Origin of the sequence: Pseudoxanthomonas sp. 22568, from assembly GCF_052044485.1 — a bacterium.
Classification (GTDB): Bacteria; Pseudomonadota; Gammaproteobacteria; order Xanthomonadales; family Xanthomonadaceae; genus Pseudoxanthomonas_A; species Pseudoxanthomonas_A beigongshangi.
Genome location: NZ_JBQENC010000015.1, coordinates 1 through 20963 on the forward strand (window position 1 = coordinate 1; position 20963 = coordinate 20963).

Genomic DNA, 20963 nt, shown 5'->3' on the forward strand with positions numbered 1-20963 from the left:
TTTTTGAAGGAAGGCCCCAGCCGAGCAAGCTCGACTCTACGAACACGTAGAGCGGAGCTTGCTCCGCTGTTTTTTGAAGGAAGGCCCCAGCCGAGCAAGCTCGGCTCTACGGGAACGCGTAGAGCGGAGCTCGCTCCGCTGCTTTTTGAAGGAAAGCCCCAGCCGAGCAAGCTCGGCTCTACGGGAACGCGTGGAGCGGAGCTTGCTTCGCTGCTTTGGGCGGTAGCCGCCTCAGCCCTTCAACACCTCAAGCTCCCGCCCGATGCGGGTGAACGCGTCGATCGCGCGATCCAGGTGCTCGCGCGTATGCGCGGCGCTCATCTGGGTGCGGATGCGGGCCTGGCCCTTGCCGACCACCGGGAAGAAAAAGCCGATGGCGTAGATGCCTTCTTCCAGCAGGCGCGCGGCGAAGCGCTGCGCCAGCGGCGCGTCGTACAACATCACCGGGCAGATCGGATGCACGCCAGGCTTGATGTCGAAACCGGCGGCGCCCATGCGCTCGCGGAAGTAGCGGGTGTTTTCCTGCAACTGCACGCGCAGATCACCGGCCGAGGACAGCATTTCGAAGGCCTTGATGCCGGCCGCGACCACGTGCGGTGGCAGCGAATTGGAGAACAGGTAGGGGCGTGAGCGCTGGCGCAGCAGCTCGATCACTTCCTTCTTCGCGGTGGTGAATCCGCCCAGCGCACCACCCATCGCCTTGCCGAGGGTGCCGGTGAAGATGTCGATGCGGTCCAGGACGCCCTTCACCTCGGCCGACCCGCGGCCAGTGGCGCCGAGGAAACCGGTGGCGTGGCATTCGTCGATGTGCACCAGTGCGTTGTACTTCTTCGCCAGGGCGGTGATCTCGTCGAGCGGGGCGATGAAGCCGTCCATCGAAAACACGCCGTCGGTGGTGATCAGCTTGGTCCGGCAGCCGGCGGCATCGGCGGCCTGCAACTGCGCCTCCAGATCGGCCATGTCGCAGTTGGCGTAGCGGAAGCGCTTGGCCTTGCACAGGCGCACGCCGTCGATGATCGAGGCATGGTTGAGCGCGTCGGAGATGATCGCGTCGTTCTCGTCCAGCAGCGGTTCGAACAGGCCGCCGTTGGCATCGAAGCAGGCCGCGTACAGGATGGTGTCCTCGGTGCCGAAGAAGTCCGCGATGGTCTTTTCCAGTTGCTTGTGCAGGTCCTGGGTGCCGCAGATGAAGCGCACCGAGGCCATGCCGAAGCCGTGGCTGTCCAGGGCCTGCTTGGCGGCGGCGATGACATCGGGGTGGTCGGCCAGCCCGAGATAGTTGTTGGCGCAGAAATTCAGCACCGTGCGTCCGTCGGCCAGGGTGATCTCGGCCGATTGCGGGCTGGTGATGATGCGCTCGGACTTGAACAGGCCCTGCACCTGCAGGTTCTCCAGCTCGGTGGCGTAACGGGCGGTCAGCGATTCGGACATGGACGGCTCGGGGGGACGGAGGAAAGTCGCCATTTTAACGGCCTCCGCCGTGTCCCTGCCGGTGTCATGCCGATGCGGCATAAGGAACGCCCCTCAAGTCATTTCCCGGCGGCGATGTGCATCCGCAGCATCAACGGTTCCGGTCGAAAGACCACAGATGGGAAACCTTGCGATGCGTGGACACGGGCAGGCGGTGCGGGCGAAACAGCGGATCACGCGGCTGGCCGCCGTGCTGCTGTGTTCGCTGGCGTTGCCGGTGGCCGCGCAGCAGCACAAGCCCACGGTCGAGGAACTGCAGCAGCGGCTGGAGGCGCTGGAGCGCCGCCTCGGTGGCACCGTCGCCACGGAAGCTGGCGAGGTCGGCCTGGCGGATCTGGACCAGCGCCTGCGGGTGCTGGAACGGCGCCTGGAACTGCAACAGGAAGAACAGGTGACCAAGGCGAAAGAGGCGCCGGTCATCGCGGTCAACGACAAGGGCGCCTCGTTCAAGTCGGCCGGCGGCGATTACGAGATCCGCCTGCGCGGGCTGATCCAGGGCGATGGCCGGTTCTTCCTCGACGATCATGCGCCGGCGCAGAACGACACGTTCCTGCTGCGCACCGCGCGGCCGACGATCGAAGGCTCGCTGGGCAAGCTGGTCGGCTTCCGCCTGACCCCGGAATTCGCGGGCGACAACGCGAGCATCGTCGATGCCTACGTGGATCTGCGCTTCGATCCCGCCTACACCCTGCGGGTCGGCAAGTTCACCTCGCCGGTGGGCCTGGAACGGCTGCAATCGTCTTCTGCGCTGTCGGCGGTAGAACGTTCGCTCCCCAGCGAACTGGCGCCCAACCGCGACATTGGCGTACAGCTCCAGGGCGAAGTCGCCGATGGCCGCTTCAGCTATGCGCTGGGCGTGTTCAACGGGACGGTCGATGGCCGCGACGCGGTCACCAGCAATCCAGACAACGAGTTCGAGTACGCGGGCCGGGTGTTCTTCGAGCCGTTCCGCAACGATGCCAATGCGCTGTCGGGGCTGGGGTTCGGCCTGGGCGCGAGCATCGGCGACAAGCGCGGCACCGGCAACAACTTCCTGCCGCGCTATCGCACGGCGGGGCAGGCGCAGTTCTTCACCTATCGCTCGGCGGTGAACGCGGACGGCGAACATTTCCGGTGGTCGCCGCAGGCGTACTACTACCTGGGCCGGTTCGGTCTTCTGGGTGAATACATCCAGTCGCGCCAGGAAGTCGTGGTAGCCAGCGGGGTGAATGCGGGACGCCGCGACAAGCTGGAAAACACCGCCTGGCAGGCCACCGCGCAGTGGGTGTTGACCGGCGAGGATGCCGGCTACCGGGGCGTGGTGAAGCCGTCCCGCCCGTTTCGTCCGGGCGAGGAGGGTTGGGGCGCATTCGAACTGGTTGCCCGCTACGGTGCGCTGGACATCGATGACGATGCGTTCCCGCTGTTCGCCGATGCGGCCACGTCCGCACGCCAGGCCCGCAACTGGACGCTCGGCCTCAACTGGTATCTCACCAGCAATCTCAAGCTCGTCTTCAACTACCTGGACACGACCTTCAAGGGCGGTGCAGCCGACGCCACCGATCGCGAGGACGAGAAGGCGATCTTCTCGCGCCTGCAGGTCGCTTTCTGATTCCGGAGATCCCCATGAGCCACCATTCCCTGCGACGCCACCTGCGCACCCTGCTGATCGCCTTCGGCCTGACCGTGGCCGCAGCGGCCGGCGCGCGCGACGTGAAACTGCTGAACGTTTCCTACGATCCCACCCGCGAGTTCTATCGCGAGTTCAATGCCGCCTTTGTCAAGGAGTGGCAACAGAAGAAAGGCCAGAAGGTCGAAGTCGAGACCTCGCACGGCGGCTCCGGCAAGCAGGCGCGCGCGGTGATCGACGGGCTGGAAGCCGACGTGGTGACGCTGGCGCTGGCCTACGACGTGGATTCCATCGCCCAGCGTGCGCGCCTGTTTCCGGCCAACTGGCAATCGCGTTTGCCGGAAAACAGCGCGCCGTATACGTCCACCATCGTGTTCCTGGTGCGCAAGGGCAATCCGAAGAAAATCAAGGACTGGGTGGATCTGGTGAAGCCGGGTACCTCGGTGATCACGCCGAACCCGAAGACGTCCGGCGGCGCCCGCTGGAACTACCTCGCCGCCTGGGCCTATGGCCTGAAGATCTTCAAGGGCGACGAAGCCAAGACCCGCAACTTCGTGCGCGCGCTGTTCCGCAACGTGCCGGTGCTGGACACCGGCGCACGCGGCGCCACCACCACCTTTGTCCAGCGCGGCATCGGCGACGTGCTGCTGGCGTGGGAGAACGAGGCGTTCCTGTCGATCGAGGAGCTGGGGCCTGACAAGTTCGACATCGTGGTGCCGTCGTTGTCGATCCTGGCCGAGCCGCCGGTGGCGCTGGTTGACAGGAACGTCGACAAGCACGGTACCCGCGAGGCCGCGCAGGCCTATCTGCAGTTCCTGTACTCGCCGACCGGACAGCGATTGGCGGCCAAGCACTACTACCGGCCGCGCTATCCGCAGTACGCGGCGCCCGCCGACGTGGCGCGGTTTCCGAAGCTGGAACTGGTGACCATCGACAAGGTGTTCGGTTCGTGGGCCAAGGCCCAGGCCACGCACTTCGCCGATGGCGGGGTGTTCGATCAGATCCAGGCGAAGTGAGCATGCGGCCTTGGCGTACTCCTGTCGGAGGCCGTGAATGGCCGCCGTGATTGATGCGCGGGCGAATCCGGTACGCCGTCGCCGGATCATCCCCGGCTTTGGCCTCAGCCTTGGCTACACGCTGGCGTGGCTGGGCCTGATCGTGCTGATTCCGTTGGTGGGCGTGTTCGTCAAGGCGAGTGGCCTGGGCCTGGAGGGCCTTTGGCGGATCTGGACCGAGCCGCGCGTGCTGTCGGCGTTGTGGGTGAGCTTTGGAACCGCGCTGGCGGCGGCGGCATTCAACGCGGTGATGGGTACCTGGGTGGCGTGGGTATTCGTGCGCTACCGGTTCCCCGGCAAGCGCCTGTTCGACGCGATGATCGATCTACCGTTCGCGCTGCCGACCGCGGTGGCCGGCATCGCGCTCACCGCGCTGTACGGACCGACCGGTTGGCTGGGGCGCTGGCTGGAAGCGGCGGGAGTGAAAGTGGCCTATACCCCGCTGGGCATCACCGTCGCGCTGGTGTTCATCGGCCTGCCATTCGTGGTGCGGGTGGTGCAGCCGGTGCTGGCCGAAACCGAGCGCGAACTGGAGGAGGCCGCCGCGACCCTGGGCGCGAACCGCTGGCAGACCATCCGCCGCGTCGTGTTGCCGGGCCTGTGGCCGGCGGTACTGGCCGGATTCGCGTTGGCGTTCGCGCGCGGGGTCGGCGAGTACGGTTCGGTGATCTTCATCGCCGGCAACCTGCCCGGTGTATCCGAGATCGCGCCACTGTTGATCACCATCAAGCTGGAGGAATTCGATTACGCCGGCGCGACCGCGATCGCCGCGGCGATGCTGTTGCTGTCGTTCGTCCTGCTGCTGGCGATCAACAGCCTGCAATCGCGGCTGGCGCGCACCGCGCGGAGCCAGGGATGAGCGAGGCCATATCCGCCGTGATCCCGCTGCCGCATGATTCCCTTGCCGAGGTTTCTTCCGAAGCCAGGGCGCACCGCAGGCGATCGGCAACCACCGAACCGCGCTGGGCGCAGCTGCTGCTGATCGCCGGCGCGCTGGGTTTCCTGCTGGCGTTCCTGCTGCTGCCGCTGCTGCTGGTGTTCGTGGAAGCGCTGCGCGGCGGATGGACGGCGTTTCTCACCGCGATCCGCGAACCCGATGCGCTGGCGGCGATCCGGTTGACCCTGCTGGTCACCGCCATCGTGGTACCGCTGAACCTGGTGTTCGGCGTCGCCGCAGCTTGGGCGGTCAGCAAGCACGAGTTTCCCGGCAAGCGCTGGCTGGTGACATTGATCGATCTGCCGTTCGCGGTCTCGCCGGTGGTGGCGGGCCTGATCTTCGTGCTGATCTTCGGTGCGCAGGGCTGGGCCTGGCCGCTGATCGACGAGGGCTGGCGTTTCTCGCTGCCGCTGGTGGGCGAGGTGACGCTGCAATTGCCGAAGATCATCTTCGCGCTGCCGGGCATCGTGCTGGCGACGATCTTCGTGACCTTTCCCTTCATCGCCCGCGAACTGATGCCGTTGATGGAGCAACAGGGCACCGACGAGGAGCTGGCCGCGCTCAGCCTCGGCGCCAGCGGCTGGCAGGCATTCTGGCGGGTGACCCTGCCCAACATCCGTTGGGCGTTGCTGTATGGCGTGCTGCTGTGCAGTGCGCGCGCGATGGGCGAGTTCGGCGCGGTATCGGTGGTATCCGGGCATATCCGCGGGCGGACCAACACGCTGCCGCTGCACGTGGAAATCCTCTACAACGAATACGCCTACAGCGCCGCGTTCGCCGCCGCGTCACTGCTGGCGCTGTCCGCGCTGGTGACGCTGGCGCTGAAGTCGTACCTGGAATGGCGCCACGGCGAGGCGCTGGCCGCCAATCATCGGCACTGAGGCAGAAGCATGGGCATCACCATCGAACACGTGGGCAAGCAATTCGGCGATTACGTGGCGCTGCAGGACATCCGGCTGGAGGTGCGGCAGGGCGAACTGCTGGCGCTGCTGGGTCCCTCCGGATCCGGCAAGACCACGCTGCTGCGGATCATCGCCGGACTGGAACACGCCGATCGCGGCCGCGTGCTGCTGGACGGCGAGGATGCGGCCGGGCTGAGCGTGCAGGCACGCCGGGCCGGTTTCGTCTTCCAGCACTATGCGCTGTTTCGCCACCTCGACGTGGCCGACAACATCGCCTTCGGCCTGCGGGTCCGGCGCGGTGCGCAGCGCTGGCCCGAAGCGCGCATCCGTGCGCGCGTCGAGGAACTGCTGGCGCTGGTGCAGTTGGAAGGGCTGGGCGGGCGCTATCCCGCGCAACTGTCCGGTGGCCAGCGGCAGCGGGTGGCGCTGGCGCGCGCGCTGGCGATCGAACCACGCGTGCTGCTGCTGGACGAGCCTTTCGGCGCGCTTGACGCCCAGGTGCGCCGCGATCTGCGGCGCTGGCTGCGTGAACTGCACGATCGCACCGGCCTGACCACGCTGTTCGTCACCCACGATCAGGAGGAAGCGCTGGAGCTGGCCGATCGGGTGGCGATCCTCAACGGCGGCAAGCTGGAACAGGTCGGCACCCCGGCCGAGGTCTACGACGCGCCGGCCTCGCCCTTCATTTATTCCTTTGTCGGCGCGGTCAATCGCTTGCCCGCGCACTGGCACCAGGGCGAGCTGCGCGCGGAGGGCGGAACCCTGTCGCCGGGCGGACGCGCAGGCGGCGAGGGTGCGGCGGAACTGTTCGTGCGGCCGGAGGACCTGCGCGTGGATCCGGCCGGCCGTGGCTGGCCGGCGACGGTGCTGTCCGGCCAGCGCAACGGACCGCGCCTGCGCCTGCGGGCGGAACTGGCCGGCTCGGGCCGGGAGGTGGAGGTGGAACTGCCGGCCCACGAGGCTGGCTATGCGGCCGGGCAGCGCCTGCATCTGGTGCCGGCGCGGTTCGGCTGGTTCCCCGCGAACGCGGACGGAGCAGGGGGCGGAATCGCGGCTTCGGGCACTTGACGGCGGCGATTGTTGCATCGCAATATCCGGCAGACGGTTAAAAAACCGTAAACACGTGCTTCACGCACGTGTCCAAGGTCGGAGTGGGACCGGCCTGCGCGATCAACGCCGATACCAACCTGGAGAGAGCCCGGATGAAGCCAGTCAAATTGTGTACCGCCCTTGCCGTCGCCCTGTTGGCGGCGGTTCCGTTCGTTTCGTTTGCGCAGGAGGCCGCGGCGGAAGCCGAGGCCGAGTCCGAATCCCCCGTCACCTGGTCGGTCGCGGTTACCACCGACTACGTCTTCCGTGGCGTTTCCCAGACCGACGAAGGTCCTGCCTTTCAGCCGGGCCTGACCTACACCGCGCCGTTCGGCCTGTACGTGGGCGTTTGGGGCTCCAACGTCGACTTCGGCGATCCGGATCCGGAAGCCGGGCTGCGCGGCCCGAACTTCGAGCTCGATGCCTTCGTCGGCTACAGCTACGACTTCAACGACAGCTGGAACCTTGACGTCAGCGCGGTCCGCTACACGTATCACGGCGCAAGCTCCGGCGTGCCGAGCGGCGACTACAACGAGTACATCGCCAAGCTCACCTGGGCCGGCCCGGTGGAAATCTCCGGCATGCTCGCCTACGCGCCGGACTACGGCGATCTGACCCCGAAGGCCAAGGAGAGCTATGCCAACCTGGCCGCCGCCTATGAGTTCGGCGAAAGCGGTTTCTCGGTCGGCGCCTCGGTCGGCTACACCTCGATCGACAACGGCGAGGAATGGGTCGAGGGCGAGCGCTTCAACTATGGCGTCACCGATTACTTCGACGGTGCGCTGACCCTCAACAAGACCTTCGGTCCGGCCACCGCGACCCTCGGTTACTACACGACCTTCGGCTCCGATGCCGACGTGCTGAAGGCCGACGGCGACATCTACGACAACCGGGTCGCGCTGACCATCAGCGTCGGCAACTGAGTTCGTCGAATGCGGGAAAAGAAAAAGGGCGCCGCGAGGCGCCCTTTTTTGCTGTTGGCTGTTGCGAAGCACCTTCGGTGCTTGCCCCCCCTCCGCCTTCGGCACCTTCCCCCGCTCGCGGGGGGAAGGAACCAGGACTCAGGTCCAGCTCAGTACGACCTTGCCGGCCTTGCCCGCTTCCATCAGGTCGAAACCCTTCTGGAACTCGTCGATCGGCAACTGGTGGGTCAGCACCTTGCCCAGCGGGAAGCCGGACAGCACCAACTGGGTCATCTTGTACCAGGTCTCGTACATCTTGCGGCCGTAGATGCCCTGCACGGTCAGGCCCTTGAAGATGATCCGATCCCAGTCCACGCCGGCGCCCTTGGGCAGGATGCCGAGCAGGGCGATCTTGCCGCCGTGGTACATGCAGTCGAGCATGTCGTTGAACGCGCGCGGGTTGCCGCTCATTTCCAGGCCCACGTCGAAGCCTTCCATGTGCAGGTCGGCCATCACCTCCTTGAGCGAGGTGTTGGCGACGTTGACCACGCGGGTGGCGCCCATGTCGGCGGCCAGTTTCAGGCGATAGTCGTTGACGTCGGTGACCACCACGTTGCGCGCGCCGATGTGCTTGCAGATGCCCGCGGCGATGATGCCGATTGGACCGGCGCCGGTGATCAGCACGTCCTCGCCGATGACGTCGAATTCCAGCGCGCAGTGCGCGGCGTTGCCGTAGGGATCGAAGAACGCGGCCAGCTCGCTGGGGATCTGGTCCGGAATCGGCCACAGGTTGCTGGCCGGCATCACCATGTACTCGGCGAATGCGCCGTCGCGGTTGACGCCGATGCCGACGGTGTTCGGGCACAGGTGCGGGCGCCCGCCGCGGCAGTTGCGGCAGTGGCCGCAGACGATATGGCCTTCGGCCGAGACGCGCTGGCCGACGGTGTAGCCGGTGACGCCGGGACCGATCTGGGCGATGCGACCAACGAACTCGTGGCCGATCACCAGGCCCGGGCGGATGGTGCGCTGGCTCCATTCGTCCCACAGGAAGATGTGCAGGTCGGTACCGCAGATGGCGGTCTTCTCCAGCTTGATCAGCACTTCGTTCGGGCCGGGCTGCGGCACCGGCACCTCTTCCAGCCAGATGCCCTTGGCCGCTTCGCGCTTGACCAGCGCCTTCATCATTTGCGTCATGGAATGTGTTCCGGACCGGGACGGTGAGGGCGCGGATTATACGCGGGCGGCCGGAACCGTATGGTAAGGCGCCGCCCGTGCGGGCTTTCGTTCCGTCGGGTGCCGGCGCGCGTGGGGCGCCCACGGACCTAGGCCGAAAGTCATGGTCGGCCCGGCGGCCCCGACCGTTACAATCTAACGCTCATTTTTCCGAGGGGATGTACCCATGCGCCTTAACCTGCTTGCTGCCTCACTCGCCGTGGCCTGCCTCGCGCCGGCCGGCCTCACCCATGCCGGAGAGGGCATGTGGGTGCCGCAGCAACTTCCGGAGATTGCCGGCCCGCTGAAGAAGGCCGGCCTGAAACTGTCGCCGGAGCAGTTGTCCAACCTGACCGGCGACCCGATGGGCGCCGTCGTCGCGCTGGGCGGCTGCACCGCCAGCTTCGTCTCCCCGCAGGGCCTGGTGGTCACCAACCACCATTGCGCGTATGGCGCCATCCAGCTCAATTCCACCGCCGAGAAGAACCTGATCAAGGATGGCTTCAACGCGCCCACCCTGGCCGACGAGGTCAGCGCCGGTCCGAACGCGCGCGTCTACGTGCTGGACGACATCAAGGACGTGACCGCCGAGGCCAAGGCCGCGATCGCCGCCGCCGGCAACGATCCGCTGGCGCGTACCCAGGCGCTGGAAGCGTTCGACAAGAAGCTGGTCGCCGATTGCGAGGCCGAAGGCGGTTTCCGCTGCCGCCTGTACAGCTTCTCCGGCGGCAACACCTACCGGCTGTTCAAGAACCTGGAAATCAAGGACGTGCGCCTGGCGTACGCGCCCCCGGGCAGCGTCGGCAAGTTCGGCGGCGACATCGACAACTGGATGTGGCCGCGCCACACCGGCGATTTCTCGTTCTACCGCGCCTACGTCGGCAAGGATGGCAAGCCGGCCGCGTTCTCCAAGGACAACGTGCCGTACCAGCCCAAGCACTGGCTGAAGTTCGCCGACCAGCCGCTGGGCGCCGGTGACTTCGTGATGGTGGCCGGCTATCCGGGTTCCACCAACCGCTATGCGCTGGCCACCGAATTCGACAACACCGCCAGCTGGACCTACCCGACGGTCGCGCGCCATTACAAGGCGCTGATCGAAATGGTGAAGGCGGCCGGCAAGACCAACCCGGACATCGCGGTGAAGTACGCCAGCAGCATGGCCGGCTGGAACAACACCAGCAAGAATTTCGAGGGCCAGCTGGAAGGCTTCAAGCGCATCGACGCCGCCGGCCAGAAGCATGCCGAGGAGACCGCGGTGCTGAACTGGCTCAAGGGCCAGGGTGGCCAAGGCAAGACGGCCCTGGACGCGCACGCCAGGCTGGTGGCGCTGGCCGAGCAGGCCAAGAGCACCCGTGATCGCGATCTCGTGGTCGGCCAGTTCGGCAACAGTGGCGTGATCGGCGTGGCGAGCACGCTGTACCGCCTGGCGATCGAGAACGAAAAGCCCAACGCCGAGCGCGAATCCGGTTACCAGGAACGCGATCTGCCGGGCATCGAAGGCGCGATGAAGCAGATGGAGCGCCGTTACGTGCCGGCGATGGATCGCCAGATCCAGCAGTACTGGCTCAACGAGTACGTCAAGCTGCCGGCCGCCCAGCACGTGGCCGCGGTCGACGCCTGGCTGGGCGGCAATGACGCCGCCGCGGTCAACCGCGCGCTCGACAAGCTGGCCGGCACCCAGTTGGGCAACACCGAGGAACGCCTGAAATGGCTGAAGGCCGATCGCAAGGCGTTCGAGGCCAGCAACGATCCGGCCATCCAGTACGCGGTGGCGGTGATGCCGACCCTGCTGAAGCTCGAACAGGAGCGCAAGACCCGGATGGGCGAGGCGCTGGTCGCGCGCCCGGTGTTCCTGCAGGCGCTGGCCGATTACAAGAAGAGCCAGGGCGAGTTCGTCTATCCGGACGCCAACCTGTCGCTGCGCATCACCTTCGGCAACGTGATGGGTTACGAGCCCAAGGACGGCGTGGCCTACACCCCGTTCACCACCCTGGAAGGCGTGGTGGCCAAGGAGACCGGGCAGGATCCGTTCGATTCGCCGAAGGCGCTGCTGGACGCGGTCAAGGCCAAGCGCTACGGCGGCCTGGAAGACAAGCGCATCGGCTCGGTGCCGGTGAACTACCTGTCGGATCTGGACATCACCGGCGGCAACTCCGGTTCGCCGGTGCTGGACGCGAACGGCAAGCTGGTCGGCCTGGCCTTCGACGGCAACTGGGAATCGGTCAGCTCCAACTGGGTGTTCGATCCCAAGATGACGCGCATGATCGCGGTGGACGGCCGTTACCTGCGCTGGATCATGCAGGAGGTCTACCCGGCGCCGCAGCTGCTGAAGGAAATGAACGTTCCTGCGGCGAAATAAGCGGTAACCAAATGGTCTGACCTTCGAAAAAAGGGCGGAACCGGTCGACGGGAGCGGTATGATCCGCTCCCGTTGCCGTTTCCGGGGTTGGAAATGGCGCTCCCCCAGCCGGAATCCCCCACGCATGCGCATCCTGCTTGCCCGCCACGGCGAAACGCCGTGGAACGCCGAAGGCCGCTACCAGGGCCAGATCGACATTCCCCTTTCCCCCATCGGTGAATCGCAGGCGCAGGCGCTGGGCCAACGGTTGCAGGATCTTCCGATCTCCCGCGCGGTGGCTTCGCCGCTGACGCGCGCGGCCACCACGGCCCGCTACGCGCTGGGTGCGACGCGTGCCGATATGCTGACCACCGACGCGGATCTGCAGGAAATCGCCCACGGCGAGTGGGAAGGCCTGCTGGCCAGCGAAATCCACGAGAAGGATCCGGCGCGCCTGCAGGCGTGGCGCGAGGAACCCGACACGGTGCTGATGCCGGGCGGCGAATCGTTGCGGCAGGTGCTGGACCGCTCGTGGCGTGGCCTGGCGCGTGCGGCAGAAGGCCTGGGTGATGGCGACACCCTGCTGGTGGTCGCGCATGACGCGGTGAACCGGGTCATCCTGTGCCGCGTGCTCGGCCTGCCGATCGCCAAGCTGTGGACCTTCCGCCAGGCGCCGACCACCCTGAACCTGCTGGAAGGCCCGGACCTGGAGCGGCTGGAAGTGGTGCGCCTGAATGATTGCGCCCACCACACGCCGTTCTTCGGCGAAGCCAAGCACCGCGCGCTGTAACCCGCTCGCAGGGCGTCCGGCATGGGCTGGAAGCAGGGCGCGTTCGGCACCGAACAGCCGACCCGCGAACAATGGATCAGCACGTCGGCGGCAGTGGCGGTGCTGATCCTCGTGTTCGTCGGCATGTTCGTCGACTTCGCACCGGCGCCGGCATTGCGGGGTATCCACATGGCGGTGATCTTCCTGATCGTCGGCGTGATCGAGACCGCGCTGCTGTTCGCCCATGCCAGCCGCAAGGGACGCATGGGCCAATTCGTGGATCGGGGCCTGCTCCGGTTCCTGTTCCTGCTGCTGGCCATCCCGTTGATGCTGGGCTTCGTTTCCTGGCTGATCGCCATCAAGACCCTGCCGTGGACGTTCACCCACGTCTTCGGCAACGAAGTCCGCGAAATCCACGCGATGGAAACCCGCTACAGCCGCAGCCGCCGTTCCTGCGACCATCGGCTGTACGGCGGCCCGATGGAAGGCGCGTTTCCCTCCTACCTGTGCATCCGCGAAGCGTTCTACGATCGTCATCCGAATCAGCAGGTCGAGGTCGTATTGGCCGGCCGCCGCTCCGCGCTGGGTTTCAGCATCCAGCACGTCTACTCCCAGGATTGAACATGGTTTCCTCTCTTCCGCAGACCCTCGATGACTGGCTCGCCTACATCGAGCGCCAGCATCCGAAATCCATCGAGATGGGCCTGGAGCGCGTGCGCGCGGTGGCCGACGCGCTGGGACTGGCCCGGCCGGCCGCGCAGGTGATCACGGTGGGCGGGACCAACGGCAAGGGCTCGACGGTCGCTTTCATCGAATCCATTGCCCGCGCCGCCGGCTGGCGGGTGGGCGCGTACACCTCGCCGCACCTGCTGCGCTACAACGAGCGCGTGCGCATCGACGGCGACGAGGCCGGCGACGCGCAACTGATCGCAGCGTTCGCCACAGTGGAGGTCGCGCGTGGCGAGGTGCCGTTGACCTATTTCGAATTCGGCACGCTCGCGGCGTTGTGGCTGTTCCAGCAGGCGCAGCTGGATCTGGCGGTGCTGGAAGTGGGCCTGGGCGGACGCCTGGACGCGGTGAACCTGATCGATGCCGACGTCGCGGTGATCACCACGGTGGACATCGATCACGTCGACTGGCTGGGACCGGATCGCGAGAGCATCGGCCAGGAAAAGGCCGGCATCGCACGCGCATGGAAACCGCTGGTGCTGGGCGAGATCGATTCGCCGTCCAGCGTGCTGCGCCACGCCTACGCGATTGGCGCCAACGCGTTGCGGCTGGGCAGCGATTTCTTCCAGGAACCGATTGACGGGCAGCGCTGGCGCTGGCGCGAGGTCGGTGCGGAACTGGAACTGCCGAATCCATCCCTGGCCGCCCCGATCCAGCGCAACAACGCCGCCGCCGCGATCGCCGCGCTGCGCGCGCTCGGCACTCCGCCGCCGGAAGCCGCGTTCGCCGAAGGCATCGCCGCGGCGCGTCTTCCGGGGCGTTTGCAGGCCTTGGTGCGCGGCGGCATCGACATCGTCGTCGACGTCGGCCACAACCCGCAGGCCGCGCGCGAACTGGCGGCATGGCTNCGCGCAGCCGACCGCGCCGACGCAGTTGGTCTATGCCGCGCTGGCCGACAAGGACGCGGCGGGCGTGGTGGCCGCATTCGATGGACTCGACGTGCGCTGGCATCTGGCAGGGCTGGAGCCTGGAACCGCGCGCGGACAGGACGTGGACGCGCTCGCCGCGCGGCTGGGGGAGACCGCCGCCGCGAACGGAAGCCGTCACGCCAGCGTGGCCGATGCGCTGGCCTCGGCGCGGGACGGGGCGATCAACGGCTCGCGGATCCTGGTCTTCGGTTCCTTCCACACCGCCGCCGAAGCGCTGCTCGCCCTGCGTTCATCCGAATGACGGGAAGCCCGGAATCGGCACCGTATAATCCCTGCGGCATTCTCGCCGCGGCGTAGCGTGGGTTCTGATGGATACTGCTCTGAAACAGCGTCTGATCGGCGCGATTGTCCTGGTCGCGCTGGCGGTCATCTTCCTGCCGATGCTGGTCAAGGGACCGGCCCCCGACAGCGGCGTTTCGGATGTGCCGCTGAAGGTGCCCGATGCGCCTGAAGGGCAGTACGAAACCCGCGAATTGCCGCTGGTCACGCCCGACGGCGCGCCTGCCAACGGCGCGGTCGGCCTGCCTGCCGCGACTCCGGCGGCCTCGCCCGACGCCGCCGCCCCGGCCGATCGCGGATTGATGCCGGCGGCGACCGCCGGCGGCAACTACGCGGTCAGTTTCGGTGCCTACGCGACGGCCGCCGACGCCGATGCGGTCATCGCCCGGCTCAAGCAGGGCGGGTTGCCCGGTTACCGCGAGGCCGCCACCATCAATGGGCGCAGCGCCTACCGCGTCCGTATCGGACCCTATCCGGATCGCGCCATCGCCGAATCCCGGCGGCTGGAAGCGGTGAAGATCCGCAGCGACGTGAAGGCCCAGGTGGTGGTGCTCGATGCCGGCGCGGAGACCGCCTCGGTTCCGGCCGCCGCGACGACCACGCCCTCGGTGGCCCAGGCCGCCGCCCCGGCGCCGTCGGTGACCACCCAGGCGCTGCCGCCGGAACCGGCCAAACCCGCGCCGGCCAAGCCCGTTCCGGCGCCGGCCACGACGGCTGCCACCGCCCCGGCCAAGCCCGCGACCGCGCCGGCGACCAAGCCGGAGCCGCCCAAGCCGGCCGCCAGCAACGTCGGCTTCGCGGTGCAGTTGGGTGCATTTTCCAAGCCCGAGGAAGCCACCGCGCTGCGCGACAAGGTACGCGCCGGCGGCTTCAGCGCCTTCGTCGAACAGGTCCGCACCGACAAGGGCACCCTCAACCGCGTGCGGGTGGGTCCGGTGGCCAGCCGCGCCGACGCCGATCAGCTGAAGGCGCAGGTGGCGGCCAAATTCGGCATCAGCGGCATGGTCCGTCCGCATCCCTGATGCCTGACGGATGCCGATGATCGACCTCGTGCTGGCCGCCGTCATCGGCGCGTCGGCCCTGTTCGGCCTGCTGCGCGGTTTCATCGGCGCACTGGCGTCGTTGCTGGCCTGGCTGCTGGCCGGCTGGGTGGCATTCCACTACGGTGCGCAGGTCGCCGGCATCCTCGCCGAGGGCGGCACGCCGGGCGCGACCGAACTGTTTGGCGGCTATGCGCTCAGCTTCATCGTGGTGATGATCGTGGTCGGCCTGGTCGGCTGGCTGGTCCGGCTGCTGGTCAAGGCGATTGGCCTGTCGGCGCTGGACCGCATGCTGGGGCTGGCGCTGGGCCTGGCGCGCGGCGCGCTGGTGGCCTGCATCCTGGTCCTGCTGGCCGGTTTCACCGACCTGCCGCGCGAATCGTCCTGGTCGCAGTCGCGGCTGGTACCCGTGCTGCTGCCGGGCGCGCAATGGCTGAGCCGCTGGCTGCCGGAATGGACCGTATCGGAGCTGGATTTTGGCTTCGGCGCTCCGGCAGGCGATAATGGCGTCCTTCCCGCCTTGCCCCCGCCGCTGGACGAAGCCGGCGCGCAGCAAGCTCCAGATTCCCCGCCAGCTTCGAACTGATCGAACCGGAGAGCGTCATCCATGTGCGGTATCGTCGGCATCGTCGGCAACCAGAATGTTGCCGGCCAGCTCTATGACGGGCTGACCGTCCTTCAACACCGAGGGCAGGACGCCGCCGGCATCGCCACCGCCGACGGCACCCGCCTGCGCGTGCACAAGGACAACGGCCTGGTCCGCGACGTGTTCAACGCCAAGGCCATGAGCGTGCTGGAAGGCCGCGTGGGTATCGCCCATTGCCGCTATCCCACCGCCGGTTCCGAGGGTATGGACGAGGCGCAGCCGTTCTACGTCAATTCGCCCTACGGCATCGCCCTGGCGCACAACGGCAACCTGATCAACACCGAGGCGCTGCGCCAGGAAGTGTTCGCCCAGGATCGCCGCAACATCAACACCGAATCCGACAGCGAAGTGCTGCTGAACGTGTTCGCCCACGAACTGGACCTGCAGCGCACGCTGTCGCCGGAAACGGCGATCCGCGCGGTCGCCGGCGTGCATCGCCGGGTGCGCGGCGGCTACGCCGTGGTCAGCGTGGTGCTGGGCCTGGGCCTGGTGGCGTTCCGCGATCCCAACGGGATCCGTCCGCTGGTGCTGGGCAAGCGCGAGCACAACGAGGGCTTCGAATACATCGTCGCCTCCGAGTCGGCGGCGCTGGACATCCTGGGCTTCCAGCGGGTGCGCGACGTGCTCCCGGGCGAGGCGCTGGTGATCACCGCGCGCGGCGAGCTGTTCTCCGAGATCTGCGCCGAGCCGAAGCAACATGCGCCGTGCATCTTCGAATACGTCTACTTCGCCCGCCCGGATTCGATGATCGACAACGTGTCGGTGCACAAGGCGCGCATGCGCATGGGCGTGAAGCTGGGCGAGAAGATCCTGCGCCTGCGCCCTGATCACGACATCGACACCATCATCCCGATTCCGGATACCTCGCGCGACGCCGCGCTGGAGATTTCCAACGTGCTGGGCGTGAAGTACCGCGAGGGGTTCATCAAGAACCGCTACGTGGGCCGCACCTTCATCATGCCGGGCCAGAGCGAGCGGGTGAAATCGGTGCGCCGCAAGCTCAATCCGATCCACCTGGAATTCCGCAACCGGGTGGTGCTGCTGGTCGACGATTCGATCGTGCGCGGCACCACCTCGCAGCAGATCGTGCAGATGGCCCGCGACGCGGGCGCGCGCAAGGTCTATCTCGCGTCGGCGGCACCGCCCGTGCGCCATCCCAACATCTACGGCATCGACATGCCGGCGGTGGACGAACTGGTCGCGCACGATCGCAGCGTCGAGGAAATCGAGAAGCTGCTCGGCTGCGACTGGCTGGTCTACCAGGACCTGGAAGACCTGGAAGCGGCGGTGCGCGAAGGCAATCCGCAACTGACCAGGTTCGATTCGTCCTGCTTCGACGGCGAGTACGTCACCGGCATCGAGTCCGGCTACTTCGAGCGCATCCAGCAGGCGCGTTCGGATGAAGCCAAGCGCAAGCGCCGGGTGTCTTGAGGGCGGGGATTGGGGATTGGGGATTCGGGATTGGCAAAAAGCCGGGAACGAATTACCTGAAGCATCCAGACTTGTCATGAGTGCTTTGCCGGGCAATCTGTTCGACGCAGCGCGCATCTGCCTGGATGTGGCGATCGTCGATGACAAAGTGGCGTTGACCCAGCGGTTCGCCGACGCCTTCCAGCGCGGCGAACTGGCGGTTCCGACGGAAGCACCGGCACCCGAACCGATCCGCATGCCGGGGCGACCGCCGCGACCGACGCTGGTGCATCCGCGCGATCTGCCGCGCCGCGGCCTGGGCAATCCGCAGGGCAGGGCGGCCTTCATCCATGCCATCGCGCACATCGAACTCAACGCCATCGATCTGGCATGGGATGCGGTGTACCGGTTCCGTGGCCTGCCGGCGGATTTCTATGCCGACTGGGTGGGCGTGGCCTGCGACGAATCACGTCATTTCATGCTGCTGCGGGATCGCCTGCGCGGGTACGGCCATGACTACGGCGACTTCGACGCCCACAACGGCTTGTGGGAAATGACCGAGAAGACCGCGCATGACGGCCTGGCGCGGATGGCGCTGGTGCCGCGCGTGCTGGAGGCGCGCGGGCTCGATGTCACGCCGGGAATGATCGTCAAGCTGCGTGAACTGGGCGACGATGCCACCGCCGACATCCTGGAAATCATCCTGCGCGAGGAAGTCGCGCACGTCGCCGCCGGGTCGCGTTGGTACCGCTGGTACTGCGAACACGCCGGCATCGAGCCGCGCGAGCGATTCCGCGAATTGTTGAAGGAGTACGCGGGCGGCTACCTGCATGGTCCGTTCAACCTGCAGGCGCGGTTGATGGCAGGCTTCGACGAGGACGAACTGCTCGCCCTGCAGGCGGAAGCGCAGCGTTAGCGGAGCAAGCTCCGCTCTACGTGTAGCGCCGAGCTTGCTCGGCGGCGGGGGCGTTGCGGTGTTTGGAAGGCGCCAGCGGAGCAAGCTCCGCTCTACGTGTAGCGCCGAGCTTGCTCGGCGGCGGGGGCGTTGCGGTGTGTGGACGGTGCCAGCGGAGCAAGCTCCGCTCTACGTGTAGCGCCGAGCTTGCTCGGCGGCGGGGGCGTTGCGGTGCGCGGACGGTGCCAGCGGAGCAAGCTCCGCTCTACATGTAGCGCCGAGCTTGCTCGGCGGTGGGGTGTTTCGGTACGCGGATGGCATCAGCGGAGCAAGCTCCGCTCTACATGTAGCGCCGAGCTTGCTCGGCGGCGGGGCGTTTCGGTGCGCGGATGGCGTCAGCGGAGCAAGCTCCGCTCTACGGGGTGAAGGGCAGGGATTCGAGGATCCAATCGTTCGCGTCCACCCGCAGCACCGAGCCCTGTTCGTACCAGTCGCCCAGCACGATGCGCCGGCAGGCGCGGCCATCGATGCCGAGGTCATGGATGGCGGGACGGTGGGTATGACCGTGGATCAACGTATCCACGCCAAACCGGCGCAGGGTGGCTTCCACGGTGGCCGGGGTCACGTCGGTGACGGTTTCGAACTGCGCACGGTCGTCCTGGATCATGCCCTGCTGGCGTGCCTGGCTGGCGGCGCGCGCCTGCGCGGCGAACGCCAAGCGCGCGGCCAGCGGTTGGCCGAGGAACTGTCGTTGCCAGGCCGGATCGCGGGTCTGCGCGCGGAACCGCTGGTAGGGGACGTCGTCGGTGCACAGCAGGTCGCCGTGCATCAACAGGGTCGGGCGGCCGTACAGGGCCACCACCGCCGGATCCGGCAGGATGCGCATGCCGGCGCGCCGGGCGAAAGCGTCCCCGACCAGGAAATCGCGGTTGCCGCGGATGAAATACACCGGCACGCCGAGATCGACCACTTCGCGGATGCGGTCGGCCACGTAGGCGCCGGTTTCGGACGGGTCGTCGTCGCCGACCCAGGCTTCGAACAGGTCGCCCAGGATGTACACCGCCTCGGCCTGGCGCCCTTCGCGATGCATGAAGGCACCGAACAGTTCGGTGATGGCCGGGCGTTCGGCATCCAGGTGCAGATCGGAGATGAAGAGCGTGGTCATGAGGGGATGATAAGGCAGCCGGGATTGGGGATTCGGGATTGGGGATTGGAGGGATAGCCATTCGCGGAGGGAAACCGAAGTTTTCATGCGGTCGAGCTTTTCCGAATCCCCAATCCCGAATCCCCAATCCCCGCCTTCAAGGTAAAATCGCCCCATTCAGTTTGCCGAGTCCGTCCATGACCTGCCGTACCCGTTTCGCCCCCAGCCCCACCGGCTACCTGCATATCGGCGGTGCCCGCACCGCGCTGTACTGCTGGCTGGAGGCGCGGCATCGCGGCGGCGATTTCATCCTGCGCATCGAGGACACCGATCGCGAGCGCAGCACCCAGGCCGCCATCGATGCGATCCTGGAAGCGATGGACTGGCTGGGGCTGGACTACGACGAAGGCCCGATCTACCAGACCCAGCGCGTCGATCGGTACCGCCAGGTCGCCGAGCAGCTTGTCGCCGACGGCAAGGCGTACTACGCCTACGAGAGCAAGGAGGAACTCGACGCCATGCGCGAGGCGGCGATGGCCGCCCAGCAGAAGCCGCGCTATGACGGCCGCGCCCGCGACCTGAACCTGCCTTGCCGCGAGGATCCCAACCGGGTGATCCGGTTCAAGAATCCCACCGAAGGCAGCGTGGTGTTCGACGATCGCATCAAGGGCCGCATCGAGATCAGCAACAGCGAACTCGACGACATGGTGATCTTCCGTCCGGACGGCTTTCCCACCTACAACTTCGCGGTGGTCGTCGATGACTGGGACATGCGCATCACCGACGTGATCCGTGGCGACGACCACATCAACAACACCCCGCGCCAGATCAACATCTACGAGGCGCTGGGCGTGCCGGTGCCGAAGTTCGCGCACATGCCGATGATCCTGGACGAACAGGGCGCCAAGCTGTCCAAGCGCACCGGCGCGGCCGACGTGATGCAATACAAGGACGCCGGCTACCTGCCGCACGCGCTGATCAACTACCTGGCGCGGCTGGGCTGGTCGCACGGCGACCAGGAAATATTCAGCCGCCAGGAGCTGATCGACCTGTTCTCGGTGGAGGACGTCAATTCCAAGGCCGCGCGCCTGGACATGGCCAAGCTGGGCTGGGTCAACCAGCACTACCTGAAGTCGGACGAGCCGGATGCCATCGCACCGCACCTGGAATACCAGCTGCGCAAGCTGGGCCTGGATGTCGGGCAGGGTCCGCGTCCAGCCGAAGTGGTGGTGGCGATGCGCGATCGCGTGCAGACGCTGAAGGAAATGGCCGAGCGCGCCGCCGTCTGGTACCTGCCGCTGGAGAGCTACGACGAGGCCGCGGTCGCCAAGCACCTCACCGCCGCCGCGCACGCGCCGCTGGCCAAGGCGCGGGAGCTGCTGGCGCAGGCTACGGAATGGACCGTCGAGGCGGTGTCCGCCGCCCTGCACGACACCGCCGCCGCGCTGGAAACCGGCATGGGCAAGGTTGCCCAGCCGATGCGGGTGGCGATCACCGGTACCCAGGTCAGCCCGGACATTTCCCAGACCGTCTACCTGGCGGGTCGCGAGCAGGCCTTGAAACGCATCGATGCAGCGCTTATCAAGACAGGCGGAGCTGCCTGAAACG

At 67.0% G+C, this 20963-nt stretch carries 17 protein-coding genes and 1 pseudogene; 15 read left to right on the top strand and 3 right to left on the bottom strand.

Annotation, left to right across the window (positions count from 1 at the left end; translation table 11 throughout):
- Positions 1 to 231: 231 nt before the first annotated feature.
- Complete coding sequence (gene kbl / locus ACTJI2_RS16645; protein ID WP_440842778.1) at positions 232 to 1431, bottom strand: glycine C-acetyltransferase; 1200 nt, start codon at positions 1429 to 1431, stop codon at positions 232 to 234.
- 172 nt (positions 1432 to 1603) lie between these two features.
- Between kbl and ACTJI2_RS16650 the strand changes: the two genes are divergently transcribed.
- The 6 genes from ACTJI2_RS16650 to ACTJI2_RS16675 all read left to right on the top strand — a co-directional run bounded on the left by ACTJI2_RS16650 (position 1604) and on the right by ACTJI2_RS16675 (position 7985).
- Positions 1604 to 3061, top strand: a complete 1458-nt coding sequence (locus ACTJI2_RS16650; protein ID WP_440842779.1) for an OprO/OprP family phosphate-selective porin — start codon at positions 1604 to 1606, stop codon at positions 3059 to 3061.
- 14 nt (positions 3062 to 3075) lie between these two features.
- Positions 3076 to 4095, top strand: a complete 1020-nt coding sequence (locus ACTJI2_RS16655; RefSeq protein ID WP_440842780.1) for a sulfate ABC transporter substrate-binding protein — start codon at positions 3076 to 3078, stop codon at positions 4093 to 4095.
- A gap of 37 nt (positions 4096 to 4132) precedes the next feature.
- On the top strand, positions 4133 to 4993 hold the full coding sequence (cysT, locus tag ACTJI2_RS16660; RefSeq protein ID WP_183638575.1) for a sulfate ABC transporter permease subunit CysT: 861 nt from the start codon (positions 4133 to 4135) through the stop codon (positions 4991 to 4993).
- Entirely contained in the window at positions 4990 to 5952 is a 963-nt protein-coding gene (gene cysW, locus ACTJI2_RS16665) for a sulfate ABC transporter permease subunit CysW (protein WP_440842781.1), read from the top strand. Before cysT ends, cysW begins: the two co-directional genes overlap by 4 nt.
- 9 nt (positions 5953 to 5961) lie before the next feature.
- Positions 5962 to 7041 (top strand): sulfate/molybdate ABC transporter ATP-binding protein, encoded by a 1080-nt coding sequence (locus tag ACTJI2_RS16670; RefSeq protein WP_440842782.1) that lies wholly within the window; start codon positions 5962 to 5964, stop codon positions 7039 to 7041.
- A 134-nt stretch (positions 7042 to 7175) separates the two neighbouring features.
- The gene (locus ACTJI2_RS16675; RefSeq protein WP_440842783.1) at positions 7176 to 7985 is read left to right on the top strand and encodes a TorF family putative porin; all 810 of its coding nucleotides are present in this window, start codon (positions 7176 to 7178) and stop codon (positions 7983 to 7985) included.
- Between the two features lie 138 nt (positions 7986 to 8123).
- Here the strand turns inward: ACTJI2_RS16675 and tdh are convergent, their stop codons facing one another.
- A complete protein-coding gene (gene tdh / locus ACTJI2_RS16680; protein ID WP_183638563.1) occupies positions 8124 to 9158 on the bottom strand; it encodes an L-threonine 3-dehydrogenase in 1035 nt (344 codons plus the stop codon).
- Positions 9159 to 9363: 205 nt separating this feature from the next.
- On the opposite strand from tdh, the gene ACTJI2_RS16685 reads away from it, so the two are divergent.
- The 8 genes and pseudogenes from ACTJI2_RS16685 (at position 9364) to ACTJI2_RS16720 (ending at position 18232) form a co-directional block, all read left to right on the top strand.
- Positions 9364 to 11535 carry a S46 family peptidase gene (locus ACTJI2_RS16685; protein ID WP_440842784.1) on the top strand — a complete coding sequence of 724 codons (2172 nt, stop codon included), beginning with the start codon at positions 9364 to 9366 and terminating at the stop codon, positions 11533 to 11535.
- Between the two features lie 124 nt (positions 11536 to 11659).
- On the top strand, positions 11660 to 12304 hold the full coding sequence (locus tag ACTJI2_RS16690) for a histidine phosphatase family protein (RefSeq protein WP_440842785.1): 645 nt from the start codon (positions 11660 to 11662) through the stop codon (positions 12302 to 12304).
- Between the two features lie 21 nt (positions 12305 to 12325).
- Complete coding sequence (locus ACTJI2_RS16695; RefSeq protein ID WP_440842786.1) at positions 12326 to 12904, top strand: hypothetical protein; 579 nt, start codon at positions 12326 to 12328, stop codon at positions 12902 to 12904.
- Positions 12905 to 12906: 2 nt separating this feature from the next.
- Positions 12907 to 14182 (top strand): annotated as a pseudogene (folC, locus tag ACTJI2_RS16700) (bifunctional tetrahydrofolate synthase/dihydrofolate synthase).
- 67 nt (positions 14183 to 14249) lie between these two features.
- Positions 14250 to 15242 (top strand): SPOR domain-containing protein, encoded by a 993-nt coding sequence (locus tag ACTJI2_RS16705; RefSeq protein WP_440842787.1) that lies wholly within the window; start codon positions 14250 to 14252, stop codon positions 15240 to 15242.
- Positions 15243 to 15258: 16 nt separating this feature from the next.
- Positions 15259 to 15846, top strand: a complete 588-nt coding sequence (locus ACTJI2_RS16710; RefSeq protein ID WP_440842788.1) for a CvpA family protein — start codon at positions 15259 to 15261, stop codon at positions 15844 to 15846.
- Positions 15847 to 15867: 21 nt separating this feature from the next.
- Positions 15868 to 17337 (top strand): amidophosphoribosyltransferase, encoded by a 1470-nt coding sequence (purF, locus tag ACTJI2_RS16715; protein ID WP_183638541.1) that lies wholly within the window; start codon positions 15868 to 15870, stop codon positions 17335 to 17337.
- 76 nt (positions 17338 to 17413) lie between these two features.
- The gene (locus tag ACTJI2_RS16720) at positions 17414 to 18232 is read left to right on the top strand and encodes a ferritin-like domain-containing protein (RefSeq protein WP_440842789.1); all 819 of its coding nucleotides are present in this window, start codon (positions 17414 to 17416) and stop codon (positions 18230 to 18232) included.
- A gap of 394 nt (positions 18233 to 18626) precedes the next feature.
- On the opposite strand, the gene lpxH is transcribed toward ACTJI2_RS16720, so the two are convergent.
- Complete coding sequence (gene lpxH, locus ACTJI2_RS16725; RefSeq protein ID WP_440842790.1) at positions 18627 to 19376, bottom strand: UDP-2,3-diacylglucosamine diphosphatase; 750 nt, start codon at positions 19374 to 19376, stop codon at positions 18627 to 18629.
- Positions 19377 to 19552: 176 nt separating this feature from the next.
- Between lpxH and gltX the strand changes: the two genes are divergently transcribed.
- Positions 19553 to 20959 carry a glutamate--tRNA ligase gene (gene gltX, locus ACTJI2_RS16730; protein WP_440842791.1) on the top strand — a complete coding sequence of 469 codons (1407 nt, stop codon included), beginning with the start codon at positions 19553 to 19555 and terminating at the stop codon, positions 20957 to 20959.
- Positions 20960 to 20963 lie beyond the last annotated feature (4 nt).